Genomic DNA, 14,257 nt, shown 5'->3' on the forward strand with positions numbered 1-14,257 from the left:
CGGTGACGACGACCGCACCGACCGCCGCCGAGACGACCGCGGCCATCGCCGCGCCCGTCGAGGAGGTGCCCCGTCCCAAGCCGCGCCCCAACATCGCCGGGCTCTCCGGGACGCAGCGCGCAGCGCTCGTCCTCATGCAGCTCGGCCGCGAGCGGGCCGCGCGCATCCTCGCGCTCCTCTCCGAGCCGGAGATTGAGGAGGTCACGGCCGCGATCGTCCGCATGGAACGCATCGACCGTGACGTCGTCGACGCGGTCATCGGCGAGTTCCACGAGACGATGGCGGTGAGCCAGCAGGTGTCCCGCGGGGGGATCGACTACGCGACCCAGCTCCTCGAAGGAGCCGTCGGCGCCGAGAAGGCCGGCGAGATGCTCGAGCGCCTCCAGACGTCGCTCGCCGGCAAGCCCTTCGAGTACCTCCAGCAGGCCGACGCCCGCCAGGTCATCGCGCTCATCAACGGCGAGCACCCCCAGACGATCGCGCTCGTCCTCGCGCACCTGCGTCCCGAGCACGCGTCCCAGATCCTCACGGGCCTCCAGCCAGCGATGCAGGCGCAGGTCGCGCACCGCATCGCCCTCATGGAGCGCGCCGCGCCCGACATCGTCTCGGCCGTGGCGGACGCCCTCGAGCGCAAGTCCGCCTCCGTCCTCACGCCCCGCGAGTCGTCCGCGATCGGCGGCGTTCAGCCCCTCGTCGAGATCATCAACCGCGCCGACCCGAGCACCGAGAAGCTCATCCTCGAGGGGCTCGAAGACCGGGACGCGGACCTGGCCGACGAGGTCCGCTCGCGCATGTTCGTCTTCGCGGACATCGTGCTCCTCGAGGACCGCGCGCTCCAGCTCGTCATGCGCGGCGTCGACACACCGACACTCGCGCTTGCGCTCAAGGGCGCGGGCGACGCCGAGCGGGACGCGGTCCTCCGCAACATGTCGGAGCGCGCGCGCACCAACCTCGTCGAGGAGATTGAGCTGCTCGGCCCGGTCCGCGTCTCGCAGGTCGAGGAAGCCCGGTCCGAGATCGTCCAGGGCATCCGCCGCCTCGAGGAAGCCGGTCAGATCGTCATCACCCGCGAGGGCGAGGACGAGTATGTCAGCTGAGCGTGTCTTCGCGCCGACGCAGCTCCCCGCGGCTTCCGCGGGGACCTCCGTCGTGCGCGAGCAGGCGCGGGTCGCCGGGTACGCCGCCGGGTGGGCCGCAGGCTCACGCGCGGCGTCCGAGGCGGCGCAGCACGCTGCTCAGCGCGTCGCCGTGCGCGCCGCGGACGCCGAGGACGAGGCCCGGGCACGACTCGGCGACGCGCTGCGTACCCTCGGCGCCGCGGCCGGCGCCGCAGCCTCCCGCGAGAGCAGCGTGCTCGCCGACGCCACCGCCACGATCGTCCTCCTCGCGCTCGACCTCGCCGAAGCGATCATCGGCGTCGAGCTCGCCGACGGCGAGCGCTCCGCACGATCGACGCTCGCACGCGCACTCACGGCCACCGCGCCGGGGGAGACCGTCGTCGTGCGGCTCAACCCGCACGACCATCTCGAGCTGCAGGAAGCGTGCGCCAACAGGTCGCTCGAGCTCCCCGCCGGCGTGAGCCTCGTCGACGACGCGACGCTCGCACGCGGCGACGCCGTGAGCGAGCTGCCCTCGGGGCACCTCGACGCGCGGCTCGGCCCCGCAGTCGAACGGCTCCGCGAGGCCCTCGACGAGCTCGTCTCGGAGGGCGACAACCTCGGCGAGATCCTCGCCACGGTGCAGACTCCCGCAGGCGGCCGACCATGAGCTGGGTGACAGCGCTCGACGCAGCGCGCCCCGAGATCGTCGGCCGCGTCCGCGAGGCCGTCGGGCTCTCCGTCGAGATCGAGGGCCTGCGCTGCGCGATCGGTGACCTCGTTGAGCTCGGCCCTGACCGGCTCCCCGCCGAGGTCGTCGCGACGTCCGGCGACATCCTGCGCTGCATGCCGCTCGCGCCCGCAACCGGCATCCGCACGGGTCTCGACGCGCGGTCCGCAGGCGGCCCGCTTCGCGTGCCCGTCGGTCCCGGCCTCCTCGGTCGCGTCCTCGACGGGCTGGGCCGCCCCATCGACGGTCTCGGCCCGCTGCGCGGCGTCCGACGTGTGCCCGTCGAGATGGCCGCACCCCACCCCCTCGAACGTGCACGTGTCGCCGAGCCCCTCCACCTCGGCGTGCGCGTGCTCGACACCCTCACCGCAGTCGGCCGCGGACAGCGCATCGGCCTGTTCGCTGGGTCGGGCGTCGGCAAGTCGACGCTCCTGTCGATGGTGGCACGCGGCACCGAGGCCGAGGTCTCGGTCATCGCGCTCGTCGGCGAACGCGGACGCGAGGTGCGCGAGTTCCTCGAGGACGACCTCGGTCCCGAAGGGCTCGCGCGCTCCGTCGTCGTCGTCGCGACGAGCGACCAGCCTGCGCTCGTCCGCCGACGCTCCGCGTTCGTCGCGACACGGATCGCCGAGGACCTGCGCGAGCAGGGCCGCCACGCCGTCCTCATGATGGACTCCCTCACCCGCGTCGCTATGGCGCAGCGGGAGATCGGCCTGTCCGTGGGCGAGCCGCCCGCGACCCGCGGCTACCCTCCGTCGACGTTCTCCGTGCTCGCCGAGCTTCTCGAGCGCGCCGGGACCGGGGCTTCTGGATCGGTGACGGGCATCTACACGGTGCTCGTCGACGGCGACGACCACAACGAGCCGATCGCCGACGCTGCCCGCTCGATCCTCGACGGCCACGTCGTGCTCGACCGCAGCCTCGCGACCTCGGGCCACTTCCCGGCCGTCGACGCGCTCGGCTCGATCTCGCGCGTCGCGTCCCGCGTGACGACGCCCTCGCAGCGCGGCGACGCGACGGAGCTGCGCCGCGTCATGGCAGCCCGCCGCGCGGTGCAGGACCTCATCGACGTCGGCGCCTACGTCGCCGGGGCGAACCCTCTCGTCGACGCGGCCCTCGCGCACGCCGACCGGATCGACGGCTTCCTGCGGCAGCCGGTCGACGCGCGTGCCGACGCCGATGACTCCTGGCAGCAGCTCGCACAGCTCGTCGACTCCCTCGGCACACGGAGGGCAGCCGCATGAGCAGAGGGTTCCGTCTCGCGTCGCTCCTCCGGGTGCGCAGGATCCAGGAGGACGAGGCCGCCGCACGGCTCGCGAACGCGCACCGCGCGTCCTCGGAGGCGCAGGAGCGCAGCGCGCGGGCCGCGGCCCGGCTCGCAGGCGCGAGCTTCGACTCGTCGCTCCCCTTGGGCGTCTGGCAGGCACTCACCGCGACACGTGCAGCGATGCGTCGCTGCCTCGAGGACGCGAACGCGCTCGTCGCGACGCGGCAGGGGGACGTGGCCGACGCCGAGAAGGCCTGGCACGAGGCGCGCGGCCGCGTGAGGACGTTCGAGCGTCTCGAGGAGCAGCACGACGCGCGGGTCGCCGCGGCAGAGCTCGCCGACGAGCAGCGCGCGCTCGACGAGGCAGGGGGCCGACGGCCGGCCGGACGACCGGAGGAGACGACAGAATGACGACGATCATGCATGCGGTCCCAGCGCCCGCTCCAGCGCCGTCGCGCCCAGACGCGCGAGCGTCCGGCCAGGGACGCGCCGACGACTTCTCGCGGTCGCTCGCGGCGGCGACCGACGCGGGACGTGCCGACCGGAACACGGCCGAGCGCGCGGCCGAGCGCGCGGCCGAGCGCGCGGCCGGCGCACGGACCGCCGCCGGTCGTGCTGCCGACGGCCGCGCAGAGGCCTCTCGCACCGAGGACGCCGGCCCGAGCGAATCCCCCTCGAACGACACGACCGTCCCGACCGCCGACGTGCCACCGCACGACGCCGCACCGGTGACGAACGACGACGGGACAGCCCAAGCGACGGTCGCTCCGACGACCGGCATCGTCGTGCCCATCGCCGGAACGCTCGCAGCGACGCTGCCCGCCGATCCCGGCTCCGCCCCCCCCCCGCCGCTCACGGCCGACGGCGCCGTCGCCGTCGCCGTCCCGGCAGGAGCTCCCGCCGCGACCGGCACCGAGATGCCGCTGCCCGACCCCGGCGAGCCCGCCGACGGCGTGACCCCCGCAGCTCCGCAGGCACCCGTCCCGGCTGCGGACGCAGCGCCCGTCGTCACCACGACCGTCGGTGCCGCCCCGAGCGGCGGTGCCGCCCCGACCGCCGGTGCCGCCCCGACCGCCGGTGCCGCCCCGAGCGTCGGACCGACCCAGCCCGTCACGGCAGTCCCGTCCGAGGCCGCCCCCGCCCAGGGCGTCCACGCGCCCAGCGGCACGCACGCCACGACGGCAGCGGTGACGACGCCCGATGCCGCTGCTCCGGTCGCAGCGTCGCAGCCCGCGGCAGCCGCCGCCCCGGCCGTGGCGAACGACCCAGTGCCCACAGCCGCCGCCACGAGCGTGGGCGTCGCGCCCGTGCAAGCGACACCCGCGCCCGCGCCCGCCGCGCCCGTCGTCCCACCAGCGGCACCCACGCCCCCCCAGCAGACCGCGCCGCTCGACGACCAGCTCCGCGTCCCGCTCGGCTCCCTCCGCGCCCTGCCGCTCGGCGATCACATCCTCACGCTTCGCGTCGAGCCGCGCGACCTCGGCCCCGTGCAGGTCCGCGCCCACCTCAGCCCCGAGGGCCTGCGCGTCGAGCTCGTCGGTGCGACCGACGCGATCCGCGAACAGTTGCGCGCCGTCATGACCGACCTCCGACGCGATCTCGCGGCGTCCGGAGGCGGCGACCTCAGCCTTGACGAGAGCACGATCTCGGAACGGGAGGGACGCGACGCAGAACGGGGCGAGCCCGGCACCCGCCCATCCGCACCCCCCACCACTGCCGAACCGGCCGACCGGCCCGCAGCCACCCCGACCGACACGACGACCCGCACCGGCGGCGTCGACGTCGTCGCCTGAGAGGACGCACGATGACCGACCCTGTGACCGCTGCCGGAGGCACGTCGATCCACGCCGGGCAGAGCCCGTCGACGGCGAAGAACGAGCTGGACGGCGAGTCGTTCCTCAAGCTCCTCGTCGCGCAACTGCGCTACCAGGACCCGACGTCCCCCATGGACACGACCCAGATGATGGCGCAGACCTCGCAGCTCGCGACCGTCGAACAGCTCACCCAGATCGGCTCGACGTCGGTCGAGTCGTTCGCGCTCCAGATGCGGGCGACCGCGACCGCTTTTGTCGGCCAGCACGTCTCGTACACCGATGCCGAGGGCAACACCCAGACCGGGTACGCCTCCGCCGTCTCCTTCGCCGGCCCCGTGCCGACGGTCCGCGTCGGTGACACCGACGTCACGCTCGACGCCATCTCCGGCATCGTTCCGCCGCCCACGGCACCCGACGAGCCCGACACCCCTGCCGACCCCGACGCGCCGACCGACGAGGCCGGCGCCCCGACCACCGACACGTCCGCGGCCTGACGGCCCTCACGGAAGGACTCCACCATGCTGCGCTCGCTCTTCTCCGGAATCTCCGGGCTCCGCTCGCACCAGACCATGCTCGACGTCACGGGCAACAACATCGCCAACGCCAACACTGTCGGCTTCAAGAGCTCCCAGGTCCAGTTCCAGGACACGCTCTCGCAGGTCCTCCAGAATGCGGGCGCGCCCCAGGCCGGGCAGGGCGGGTCGAACCCCGCGCAGGTCGGCCTCGGCGTGCGCGTCGCCGCGATCACGACGAGCTTCCAGCAGGGCGCGTCGCAGACGACGAACCGCTCGACCGACATGATGATCTCGGGCGACGGGTTCTTCGTCGTCGAGCGTGCCGGCCAGCAGTACTACACGCGCAACGGCTCGTTCGAGCTCGACTCGCTCGGCCAGATCGTCACGGCCGACGGCTCGCTCGTTCAGGGCTGGTCGGCCGCAGCCGACGGGACCGTCGACGTGGGCGGCCCCGTCGGAGACCTGCGCCTGCCCATGACGACGCTCGTCGGCGCGAGCGCGACGACCGAGGTGACGTTCGGCGGCAACCTGCCGGCAGATGCCGCGGTCGGCACCGTCCTCACGCGTGACGTCGAGGTGTTCGACGGCGTCGGCACCGCGTCGACGCTCTCGCTCACGTACACGCGCACGGCCGGCGGTTGGGACGTCTCGGCGTCCGACGGGATCAACACCGCGACCGGCGCCGTGACCTTCGGCACCGACGGGCTGCTCACGGGCGGTGGCACGATGACCGTCGGCGCACGCACCGTCGACCTCTCCGGCATCACGGGCTACGCGGCGCTCACGACGGTCGAGGCGACCGGACGTGACGGTGCGCAGGCCGGTGCGCTCCAGTCGTTCGCCATCAACCCGGACGGCACGATCATGGGCGCGTTCTCGAACGGCACGAAGCAGGCCGTTGGCCGCATCGCGATCGCCGCGTTCGCGAACCCGGTGGGTCTCGAGAAGGCGGGCGGCTCGAGCTACACGACGTCCGTCAACTCGGGCGACGCGCAGATCGGAGTCGCAGGCCAGGGCGGCCGAGGCAACCTCATGGGCGGGGCGCTCGAGATGTCGAACGTCGACCTCTCGCAGGAGTTCACCAACCTCATCATCGCGCAGCGTGGCTTCCAGGCGAGCTCGCGCGTCATCACGACGAGCGACGAGCTCCTCTCGGAGCTCGTCAACCTCAAGCGCTGACCCCACGCCCCCCCGGGGCACAGGGACGACGAAGCGCCCGGCCGCTCTGCGGCCGGGCGCTTCGTCGTCCCTCGAGGGCGCTCCGTCAGATCTGGAACACCGAGATGCGCGCCCGCAGGTCCGCCCCGAGACGAGCGAGCTCGTCGACGGCCGACCCGGTCTGCGCGACGACGTCGCTCGTCGCCGCCGACGCGGTCGCGACGCCCGTGATGGACTCGGCGATCTCCGAGGACCCGGTCGCGGCCTCCGCGACCGAGCGCGACATCTCGTTCGTCGTCGCGGTCTGCTCCTCGACGGCGGAGGCGATCGTCATCTGGTAGTCGTTGATCTGTCCGACGATGTGCGTGATCTCGCCGATCGCGGTGACCGCGCCGTCGGTGTCGGCCTGGATGGCCTCGACGCGTCGGGCGATGTCCTCGGTCGCGCGTGCGGTCTCCTGGGCGAGCTCCTTGACCTCGCCGGCGACGACAGCGAAGCCCTTGCCGGCCTCGCCGGCGCGTGCGGCCTCGATCGTCGCGTTGAGCGCGAGGAGGTTCGTCTGCTCGGCGATCGACGTGATGGCGCGGACGACCGCGCCAATCTCCTGCGACGACGTGCCCAGACGCGCGATCGTCTCCGAGGTTGTCGCCGCCTGAGCCGTCGCGGTCGCCGCGACGGACGCCGCCTCGGCAGCGTTCTGCGCGATCTCACGGATCGACGCACCCATCTGCTCGGCGCCCGCAGCGACCGTCTGGACGTTGCGCGAGACCTGCTCGGCCGCGGCCGCGACGACACCCGCGCGCGCCGACGTCTCCCCGGCACCCGACATGATCTGCGCATTGCCAGCCGCAAGCTCCTCCGAGGACGCTGCCACCGTCGTCGTCGACTCCGCGACACCCGCGAGCGTCGACCGGAGCGTCGCCTGGGCCTCGTTGAGCGCGACGGACATCTGGCCAACCTCGTCGCGCGAGTTCACCTCGACGTCAGTCGTGAGGTCGCCGGTCGCGAGCCGCTGCAACGCGTCACGGACCCGGCCGACAGGGCGCGCGATCGCGTTGGCGATGAGGAACGCGACGACAAGGCCGACGACGATGAGGGCGACGGCGAGCACGACGAGCCAGACCGTCGTCTGGTCCGCGGTCGCATGCGCCTCCGCGATCCTCTGCTCGATCGCGGAGTCGAGGTCAGCCTTGATGCCGTCGAGCGCGGCGACGGCGGCGTCGCCCTTGGCCGAGCCCTCGGACGACTGGATCAACTGGAACGACAGGATGTCGTCAACCATCGCCTCGGGCACCATGCGGTCGACGGCGACGGCACCGTAGGCGTCCCACGCGGCGTAGAACGGGCCAGCCGACTCGAGGTTCCTGCCCGTGACCTCGTGGAAGTACGTCTCGTATGACGCGCGTGAATCTGCGATCTCCGTGTAGAGCGCCTCGATCTTTGACTTGATCGACCGTCGCTCCCCGACAGGCACCGCGGCGATCTCGAGGACGGCCGCCCGAGTACGCCAGACGTTGCTCTGGAGCTGACGGAGCGAGTCGCTGAGCTCTGCCGTACCCGTGCTCACCGACGCAGTGAGGCTCGCGAGGCTCTGCAGCTGGACGGACGCGAAGCCCGCGATGACGGTCGCCAAGACGCCGAGCAGGACGGCGAGCGCGAGGATCTTCGTACGGATCCGCAGGTCGGCGAGAAGGTGCCGCTTCCCGCGCGGATGCGCAGGTGTGGTCGTGGTCATCGTGGTGGATCTCCTTCGAGACGTAGGGAGAGCGTGCTTCACCGCCCCTCTGCTTTCCCCATCGGTTAGCGGTGCCTCCCGATGAGGCGCGACCCGGGGTGGCGAGAAAAACCCTCATGCCCCACCGACGACTGCCGATGGGCAGCGTGAAGGTCCACGGACGGACCCGTTGCACACCAGGGATTGGTGATCTGGATGATCGTTGTCACGCGCCTCCACGGGGGACGGTTCGCCGTCAACCCCGATCTTGTCCAGCGTGTCGAGACGACACCGGACACCGTCATCACGCTGGTCGACGGCACGAAGTACATCGTCAGCGAGACGCTCGACGAACTCGTCGAGGCGATGACCGACGCACGGGCCCGCGTCATCTCACGCGCTCAGGCGCTCGCCGAGATGGACACCGCACCCGAGGTCCGGCAGCCGCTGGCCGTGGTGCGCACCCCGGAGGAGGCTCGCTGATGGATCCCGCGACCGCACTAGGTCTCATCGTCGGCTTCGGCGGTGTGCTCGCGATGATCTTCCTCGAGGGCGCGTCGCCGATGAGCATCCTGCTCCCGGCGCCGATGGTCCTCGTCTTCGTCGGTACGTTCGGTGCCGCGATGGCAGGCGGGCCGCTGCGCGACTTCGTCGGCGCGATCAAGGCGCTGCCCCGGGCGTTCTCCGCGAAGGTCCCTTCGCCCGACGCGTCGATCGCCGCGATCGTCTCGCTCGCCGAGCGTGCCCGTCGCGAGGGCCTTCTCGCCCTTGAGGGCGCCGCCCGCGACCTCGAGGACCCGTTCCTCCGGGAAGGGCTGCGCGCCGCGATCGACGGGACCGATCCCGAGGACCTCCGGATCATCCTCGAGGACCGGATCTCAGCGAAGCGTACCGCCGACCGCGTGTCGTCGAAGATCTTCCAGGACATGGGCGGGTACGCCCCGACGATCGGCATCGTCGGCACCGTCGTCTCGCTCGTCCACGTGCTCGAGAACCTCTCGCAGCCCGACCAGCTCGGTCACATGATCGCCGCAGCGTTCGTCGCGACCCTCTGGGGCATCGCCTCGGCGAACCTCATGTGGCTGCCGATCTCGAACAAGCTGCGCCGGCTCTCCGACCTCGAGTGCGCTCAGATGGAGCTCGTCCTCGAGGGCCTGCTCTCGGTGCAGTCCGGGGCGAACCCGCGCCTCGTCGGTGAACGGCTCAGGTCGCTCCTGCCACCTGGCCAGCAGCTCAAGGACGCGGCATGAGTGCCCGTCGGCGGCGCCGCGAGGAACCCGAGGAACACGTCAACCACGAGCGCTGGCTCGTCAGCTACTCGGACATGATGACCGTGCTCATGGCGCTGTTCCTCGTGATGTACGCGATCAGTCAGGTCGACGCAGACAAGTTCGAGGCGCTCAGGGCCTCCCTGTCGCGCGGCTTCGGCCACACGGGCGACGTCGTACTCGTCGGTGGGACGGGCGTCATGGACGCGACGAGCGACCTCGTCGGTGTGCCCGACGTCGGGTCGACTCTCACGGGCCTCGGCGACCAGGTCGGGGACGGCGACCATACCGCGCAGGAGTACGCTGCGGCCCAGTCGGAGTTCGCCAACCTCTCGAGCCTTCGCGACGAGGTTGCCGACGCTCTCGGCGAGAAGGGGCACGACGGGGCGGTCGAGTTCCGCGTCACGCAGGCCGGGCTCGTCATCGGCATGGTGACGACCGACGTCTTCTTCGATCCGGGCTCGGACGCGATCGGGGGCGAGTTCCGTGAGGTCGTCGACGCGATCGGCGGCCCTCTCGGCACCAGCTCCTACGAGATGAAGATCGAGGGGCATGCCGACACCGTGCCCGTGGGGTCGCGGTTCGAGACGAACTGGGACCTGTCCGCCGCCCGCGCGACAGCCGTGCTGAGGCGGCTCGTCGAGCATCGAGGCGTCGCCCCGGACCGAATCTCGGCCGTCGGATACGGCGAGGCTAGGCCGCTCGTCGACGGAACCGACGCTGCGGCGCTCGCGGCGAACCGGCGCGTCGACATCGTCGTCCTCAGCTCTCAGCCGGAGCGGGTGCGCGAGCTCCTGCCCACCATCCAGAACGCAGCGGAAGGGGCCTGACATGGCCGTCGTGGAGCAGCGCGTCGTGGGCGCGCCGCGTCAGAAGATCGGCGCCGGTCGCGGCGCGGCAGCGGCGCCCGAGCCTGCGCCCGAGGGGAAGCCCGAGGGCGGTCGCTCGTGGCTCAAGGTCGTCGTCCTCGTCGTCCTCGTGAGCCTCGTCGCGGCGGGCTTGACGATCTACCTCGTCGTCGTGCGGCCCGAGGCGGCCGCGCGCAAGGCGGCGGCACCGCCCGTCCCGGGAGCGATCGTCCAGCTCGAGCCCATGAACGTCAACCTGGCCTCGGGCAAGTACCTCCGCATCGGTCTGGGGCTGCAGCTCACCGAGGACGCTGGCTCCGAGTTTGACGTCACGCGCGCGAAGGATGCGGTCATCTCGCTGCTCTCGGGGCACAAGGTCGACGACGTCGCGACGCCTGAGGGCCGCGAAGCGGTGCGCGCGGCGCTCGAGGAACAGCTGGCGACCGCCTACGGGGGTGACGTGCTCGGGGTGTACTTCACCGATTTCGTCACGCAGTGACGACGCTCTGACCTGGGGCGAAGCACCGCTCGCAGGAAACGTCTCATACCTCCACTCGGTGGGCCGATCGTGGCTCCCGTGACCAACCAACCCCTGCGGGGCACCCGCCCGACGGTCGAGCCCTACGACTTCCGACGTCCCATGACGATCGCCCGCGAGTACTCGCGGGCGATCGAGATGGCGTCGGAGACGTTCGCGCGCCAGTGGGGCACGCTGCTCACGTCGCGGCTGCGGGTCGTCACGGGCGTGCAGCTCGACTCGGTCCACATGGTGTCGTACGACGACTACATCGGTAGCCTTCCCGACCCGACGCTCATGGTCGTCGCGAAGCTCAGGGAGTCGCACGCCCCGCTCGTCGTCCAGGTGCCGCTCGACCTCTCCCTGCTCTGGATCGACCTCATGCTCGCAGGCCCCGGCCTGCACGGGGCCGTACCGGAGCGCGAGCACACGGAGATCGAGACGGAGCTCCTCACGAAGGTGCTCGAGATGGCTCTCGGCGACCTGCGCTACGCGTTCGCGTCCGTCGCGCCGCTCGACGCGTCGATCTCCCAGCTGCAGTACAGCCCGCAGTTCGCGCAGCTCGTCCCCGCGGCGGAGCCCGTCGTCCGCATCTCGTACACCGTCGCGCTCGACGGTCACGAGTGGCGGGCGACCGTCATGACGCCCGCCGAGCACCTCATCGATGCGCTCCGTGTCGCGGAGAGCTCAGGTCGCGGGCGGAGCGAGTCCGACGACGTGCGCGAGGCGCGCCGCCGCGTCAACGAGCAGATCCATGAGGTGCCGCTCGAGGTCGCGGTGCGGCTGCGCTCGATCCCGATCCGTCCGCGCGAGCTCGTCGAGCTCGCCGTCGGCGACCTCGTCATGCTCACCCACCCGTCGTCACGCCCGCTCGACGTGGTCGTCGACGACAAGGTCCTCGCCCACGCGGTGGTCGGGGCCAACGGCCGGCAGCTCGCGTGCCAGGTCGTCAACTTCGAGGAGAACGAACGATGACATCCCAGACCGGCACCGCGGTGCTCGCACTTCCGGCCGCTCTTGCGCTCGCGGCCGTCCTGCCCACGGACGTCCCGCTCGGCGTGCGGGCACGTACGGCCGACGACGTCGTCCCGGCCGGGGCCGGCCTCGGGGCGAAGGTGGTGGGTTCGGCGGGTGCCGACCTCACGCTCGTTGTGGGGACGTCGGTCGACGCAGCGGTTGCGAGCGCGGACGCGCTCCTCGTCGACGTCGTCCGACCTGCCTTCGAGGCTGCGGCCGGAGCGCTCCGTGACGGCGTGCTCACCGAACTGCGTGAGCTCGCGTCGACCGAGGCGACGTTCGCGGTTGACGGCACCGAGGTCTTTGCGCTCACCGAGGGTGAGACGGTCGTCGGCTGGTTCGGTGTGCGTCTCGCCCCTGAGGCGGACGCTGCGCCCGCGCGGTCCGCGACGGCGGGCCCGAGCGCTGCGGCGCTGCGCATGCTCTACGACGTCGAGATGACGCTGACCGCCGAGATCGGGCGGGCGAAGCTCCCCGTGCGGCAGGTCCTCGATCTCGTCCCGGGCTCGGTCATCGAGCTCGACCGGGTTGCGGGAGCGCCCGCGGACCTCATGGTCAACGGCCACCTGGTGGCGCGCGGCGAGGTCGTCGTCGTCGACGAGGACTACGGCCTGCGCATCACCGAGATCGTCGACCTCGCTCACGCGGGCCTCTGATGGACCTCGTCGTCCCGCTGCTGCGGACCGTCGTTGCGGTCGCCGCGATCGCCGGGCTCCTGTGGTGGGCGGGGAGGCGGCTCGCCGGCCGTGCGCCGTCGGGTGCTGGCCTCGCCGGCTCGGGGCTCGGAGGCCCACGCGCAGCCGTGCAGCGCCCGGGCCGGGCGACCGGGCTGCGTGCGACGCTCGCCGCGTTCACGGCGCGGCTCGGCGAACGTCGGCCTGCACCCGAGCGCGCGTTGCGGGTCCTCGAGCGTGCGACGCTTTCGCCGCGCGCGAGCGTCGCGCTCGTCGAGCTCGGCGGGCGGCGTCTTCTGCTCGGGGTGGGGGAGCAGGGGATCACGGTGCTCGACAGGTCGGACGCCCCGGTCGCGGCCGAGACGACTGCCACCGACGAGGGCCCTGCCACGAACCTCGAGCCGGACTTCGAGGCGATCCTCCGGGAGAGCCTCGCCCGTCCGGACGGCGCGCAGGGCCGCGCCGGCGTCCGGTGAGCCTGCAGGCCGGGCGCCGGCTCCACGCGGCCGTGCGTGCGGCGGTCGTCGTCGCGATGGCGTTCGTCGTCGCGGTCGGTGTCGGTTTCGCGATGCCGTCGCGGGCCGAGGCTGCGCCCGCCGCGAGCCCGCAGGCCGCGATCGTCGCGCAGGTCGCGGCCGCGCCGCTGCCCGCGACGCCGCTGCCCGCCGCGCCGCTGCCCGCCGCGCCGGGCGACGACGACGGCGAAGGCACCGTGTCGATCTACATCGACGGCGAGAAGTCGAAGCCGTCGACATCCATCCTCGTGCTCCTCGGCACGACCGCCCTCGCCGTCGCACCAGCGCTGCTCCTCATGATGACGAGCTTCACGAAGATCTTCGTCGTGCTCGGCCTCACCCGGAACGCGCTCGGCCTCACGACGGTGCCGCCCAACCAGGTGCTCGCCGGACTCGCCCTCTTCCTCTCCCTCTTCATCATGCAGCCTGTTCTCAGCGTCCTCAACGACACCGCGCTGCAGCCCTACCTCGACGGCTCGATCGACCTCGGCGGTGCGGTCGAGGCCGCGGCCGGGCCGCTGCGCGAGTTCATGCTCGGGCTCACCCGCGAGGACGACATCGCCCTCATGACGCGCGCCGGAAACCTCGAGAACCCCGCGTCCCCGCAGGACGTCCCCCTGCTCACGCTCATCCCCGCGTTCATGCTCTCCGAGCTGCGGGCCGCGTTCATCATCGGCGTCGTGATCTTCGTGCCGTTCCTCGTCGTCGACCTCGTCGTGTCCTCCGCCCTCATGAGCATGGGCATGATGATGCTCCCGCCCGTGATGATCTCCCTGCCGTTCAAACTCCTGCTCTTCGTGCTCGTCGACGGCTGGTCGCTCATCATCACGTCGCTCGTCGGGACCTACACATGAGCTCGAACGCCGTCCTCGACATCGCGCTCAGCGCGATGATGCTCGCCGCGAAGCTCGCGGCCCCCATCCTCATCACGGCGCTCGTCGTCGGTTTCGCCATCTCCCTGCTGCAGTCGATCACGCAGGTGCAGGAGGTGACGCTCTCGTTCGTCCCGAAGGCGATCGCCGTCGCGGTCGCGCTTCTCGTCACAGGGCACTGGATGATCGCCGAGACGGTCGCGTTCACGCATGAGCTCTTCGCGCGCATCCCGTCGCTGCTCGGGGGCTGA

Annotated in this window: 17 protein-coding genes; 16 read left to right on the plus strand and 1 reads right to left on the minus strand. The window is 72.0% G+C overall.

Going from position 1 to position 14,257, the window contains the following annotated elements; genetic code table 11:
* Nucleotides 1-2: 2 nt before the first annotated feature.
* Genes fliG through C1729_RS11980 form a run of 7 tightly spaced genes read left to right on the plus strand, consistent with a single transcriptional unit; the run spans nt 3 to nt 6,602 of the window.
* A complete protein-coding gene (gene fliG, locus C1729_RS11950; RefSeq protein WP_242493817.1) occupies nt 3-1,097 on the plus strand; it encodes a flagellar motor switch protein FliG in 1,095 nt (364 codons plus the stop codon).
* Nucleotides 1,087-1,767 carry a FliH/SctL family protein gene (locus tag C1729_RS11955; protein WP_102510142.1) on the plus strand — a complete coding sequence of 227 codons (681 nt, stop codon included), beginning with the start codon at nt 1,087-1,089 and terminating at the stop codon, nt 1,765-1,767. Before fliG ends, C1729_RS11955 begins: the two co-directional genes overlap by 11 nt.
* Complete coding sequence (locus C1729_RS11960; protein WP_102510143.1) at nt 1,764-3,071, plus strand: FliI/YscN family ATPase; 1,308 nt, start codon at nt 1,764-1,766, stop codon at nt 3,069-3,071. Before C1729_RS11955 ends, C1729_RS11960 begins: the two co-directional genes overlap by 4 nt.
* Nucleotides 3,068-3,505 (plus strand): flagellar export protein FliJ, encoded by a 438-nt coding sequence (gene fliJ / locus C1729_RS11965; protein WP_102510144.1) that lies wholly within the window; start codon nt 3,068-3,070, stop codon nt 3,503-3,505. Before C1729_RS11960 ends, fliJ begins: the two co-directional genes overlap by 4 nt.
* Nucleotides 3,502-4,887 carry a flagellar hook-length control protein FliK gene (fliK, locus tag C1729_RS11970; protein ID WP_102510145.1) on the plus strand — a complete coding sequence of 462 codons (1,386 nt, stop codon included), beginning with the start codon at nt 3,502-3,504 and terminating at the stop codon, nt 4,885-4,887. The genes fliJ and fliK overlap by 4 nt, the downstream gene beginning before the upstream one ends.
* An 11-nt stretch (nt 4,888-4,898) precedes the next feature.
* The gene (locus C1729_RS11975) at nt 4,899-5,402 is read left to right on the plus strand and encodes a flagellar hook assembly protein FlgD (RefSeq protein WP_102510146.1); all 504 of its coding nucleotides are present in this window, start codon (nt 4,899-4,901) and stop codon (nt 5,400-5,402) included.
* Between the two features lie 24 nt (nt 5,403-5,426).
* Nucleotides 5,427-6,602 carry a flagellar hook protein FlgE gene (locus C1729_RS11980; RefSeq protein WP_102510147.1) on the plus strand — a complete coding sequence of 392 codons (1,176 nt, stop codon included), beginning with the start codon at nt 5,427-5,429 and terminating at the stop codon, nt 6,600-6,602.
* 85 nt (nt 6,603-6,687) lie between these two features.
* On the opposite strand, the gene C1729_RS11985 is transcribed toward C1729_RS11980, so the two are convergent.
* Nucleotides 6,688-8,316, minus strand: a complete 1,629-nt coding sequence (locus tag C1729_RS11985) for a methyl-accepting chemotaxis protein (RefSeq protein ID WP_102510148.1) — start codon at nt 8,314-8,316, stop codon at nt 6,688-6,690.
* A 195-nt stretch (nt 8,317-8,511) separates the two neighbouring features.
* Between C1729_RS11985 and C1729_RS11990 the strand changes: the two genes are divergently transcribed.
* From C1729_RS11990 to C1729_RS12030, 9 genes are all read left to right on the plus strand, one after another.
* Complete coding sequence (locus C1729_RS11990; protein WP_102510149.1) at nt 8,512-8,778, plus strand: flagellar FlbD family protein; 267 nt, start codon at nt 8,512-8,514, stop codon at nt 8,776-8,778.
* Nucleotides 8,778-9,545: a motility protein A gene (locus tag C1729_RS11995; protein WP_102510150.1), complete on the plus strand. Its 768-nt coding sequence runs from the start codon at nt 8,778-8,780 to the stop codon at nt 9,543-9,545. The genes C1729_RS11990 and C1729_RS11995 overlap by 1 nt, the downstream gene beginning before the upstream one ends.
* On the plus strand, nt 9,542-10,393 hold the full coding sequence (locus tag C1729_RS12000) for an OmpA/MotB family protein (protein WP_102510151.1): 852 nt from the start codon (nt 9,542-9,544) through the stop codon (nt 10,391-10,393). The genes C1729_RS11995 and C1729_RS12000 overlap by 4 nt, the downstream gene beginning before the upstream one ends.
* Nucleotide 10,394: 1 nt before the next feature.
* Nucleotides 10,395-10,910, plus strand: a complete 516-nt coding sequence (locus C1729_RS12005) for a flagellar basal body-associated FliL family protein (RefSeq protein WP_102510152.1) — start codon at nt 10,395-10,397, stop codon at nt 10,908-10,910.
* Between the two features lie 78 nt (nt 10,911-10,988).
* Nucleotides 10,989-11,903 carry a flagellar motor switch protein FliM gene (locus tag C1729_RS12010; RefSeq protein WP_102510153.1) on the plus strand — a complete coding sequence of 305 codons (915 nt, stop codon included), beginning with the start codon at nt 10,989-10,991 and terminating at the stop codon, nt 11,901-11,903.
* Nucleotides 11,900-12,601, plus strand: coding sequence for a flagellar motor switch protein FliN (gene fliN, locus C1729_RS12015; protein ID WP_102510154.1), 702 nt, complete (start codon nt 11,900-11,902; stop codon nt 12,599-12,601). The genes C1729_RS12010 and fliN overlap by 4 nt, the downstream gene beginning before the upstream one ends.
* Nucleotides 12,601-13,095 (plus strand): FliO/MopB family protein, encoded by a 495-nt coding sequence (locus C1729_RS12020; RefSeq protein WP_207204614.1) that lies wholly within the window; start codon nt 12,601-12,603, stop codon nt 13,093-13,095. The genes fliN and C1729_RS12020 overlap by 1 nt, the downstream gene beginning before the upstream one ends.
* A 2-nt stretch (nt 13,096-13,097) precedes the next feature.
* Nucleotides 13,098-13,988, plus strand: a complete 891-nt coding sequence (gene fliP / locus C1729_RS12025) for a flagellar type III secretion system pore protein FliP (RefSeq protein WP_422917662.1) — start codon at nt 13,098-13,100, stop codon at nt 13,986-13,988.
* A complete protein-coding gene (locus C1729_RS12030; RefSeq protein ID WP_102510155.1) occupies nt 13,985-14,257 on the plus strand; it encodes a flagellar biosynthetic protein FliQ in 273 nt (90 codons plus the stop codon). The genes fliP and C1729_RS12030 overlap by 4 nt, the downstream gene beginning before the upstream one ends.

The organism is Sanguibacter massiliensis, from assembly GCF_900240335.1.
Classification (GTDB): Bacteria; Actinomycetota; Actinomycetes; order Actinomycetales; family Cellulomonadaceae; genus Flavimobilis; species Flavimobilis massiliensis.

Excerpts from the sequence above, each read along its gene's own strand:
- C1729_RS11990 (WP_102510149.1), top strand. The coding sequence starts at position 8,512 with ATGATCGTTGTCACGCGCCTCCACGGGGGACGGTTCGCCGTCAACCCC.
- C1729_RS12005 (WP_102510152.1), top strand. The coding sequence starts at position 10,395 with ATGGCCGTCGTGGAGCAGCGCGTCGTGGGCGCGCCGCGTCAGAAGATC.
- C1729_RS12000 (WP_102510151.1), top strand. The coding sequence starts at position 9,542 with ATGAGTGCCCGTCGGCGGCGCCGCGAGGAACCCGAGGAACACGTCAAC.
- C1729_RS11995 (WP_102510150.1), top strand. The coding sequence starts at position 8,778 with ATGGATCCCGCGACCGCACTAGGTCTCATCGTCGGCTTCGGCGGTGTG.
- C1729_RS12030 (WP_102510155.1), top strand. The coding sequence starts at position 13,985 with ATGAGCTCGAACGCCGTCCTCGACATCGCGCTCAGCGCGATGATGCTC.
- fliJ (WP_102510144.1), top strand. The coding sequence starts at position 3,068 with ATGAGCAGAGGGTTCCGTCTCGCGTCGCTCCTCCGGGTGCGCAGGATC.
- C1729_RS11975 (WP_102510146.1), top strand. The coding sequence starts at position 4,899 with ATGACCGACCCTGTGACCGCTGCCGGAGGCACGTCGATCCACGCCGGG.
- C1729_RS11980 (WP_102510147.1), top strand. The coding sequence starts at position 5,427 with ATGCTGCGCTCGCTCTTCTCCGGAATCTCCGGGCTCCGCTCGCACCAG.
- C1729_RS11960 (WP_102510143.1), top strand. The coding sequence starts at position 1,764 with ATGAGCTGGGTGACAGCGCTCGACGCAGCGCGCCCCGAGATCGTCGGC.
- C1729_RS11955 (WP_102510142.1), top strand. The coding sequence starts at position 1,087 with ATGTCAGCTGAGCGTGTCTTCGCGCCGACGCAGCTCCCCGCGGCTTCC.
- fliK (WP_102510145.1), top strand. The coding sequence starts at position 3,502 with ATGACGACGATCATGCATGCGGTCCCAGCGCCCGCTCCAGCGCCGTCG.
- C1729_RS11985 (WP_102510148.1), bottom strand. The coding sequence starts at position 8,316 with ATGACCACGACCACACCTGCGCATCCGCGCGGGAAGCGGCACCTTCTC.
- fliN (WP_102510154.1), top strand. The coding sequence starts at position 11,900 with ATGACATCCCAGACCGGCACCGCGGTGCTCGCACTTCCGGCCGCTCTT.
- C1729_RS12020 (WP_207204614.1), top strand. The coding sequence starts at position 12,601 with ATGGACCTCGTCGTCCCGCTGCTGCGGACCGTCGTTGCGGTCGCCGCG.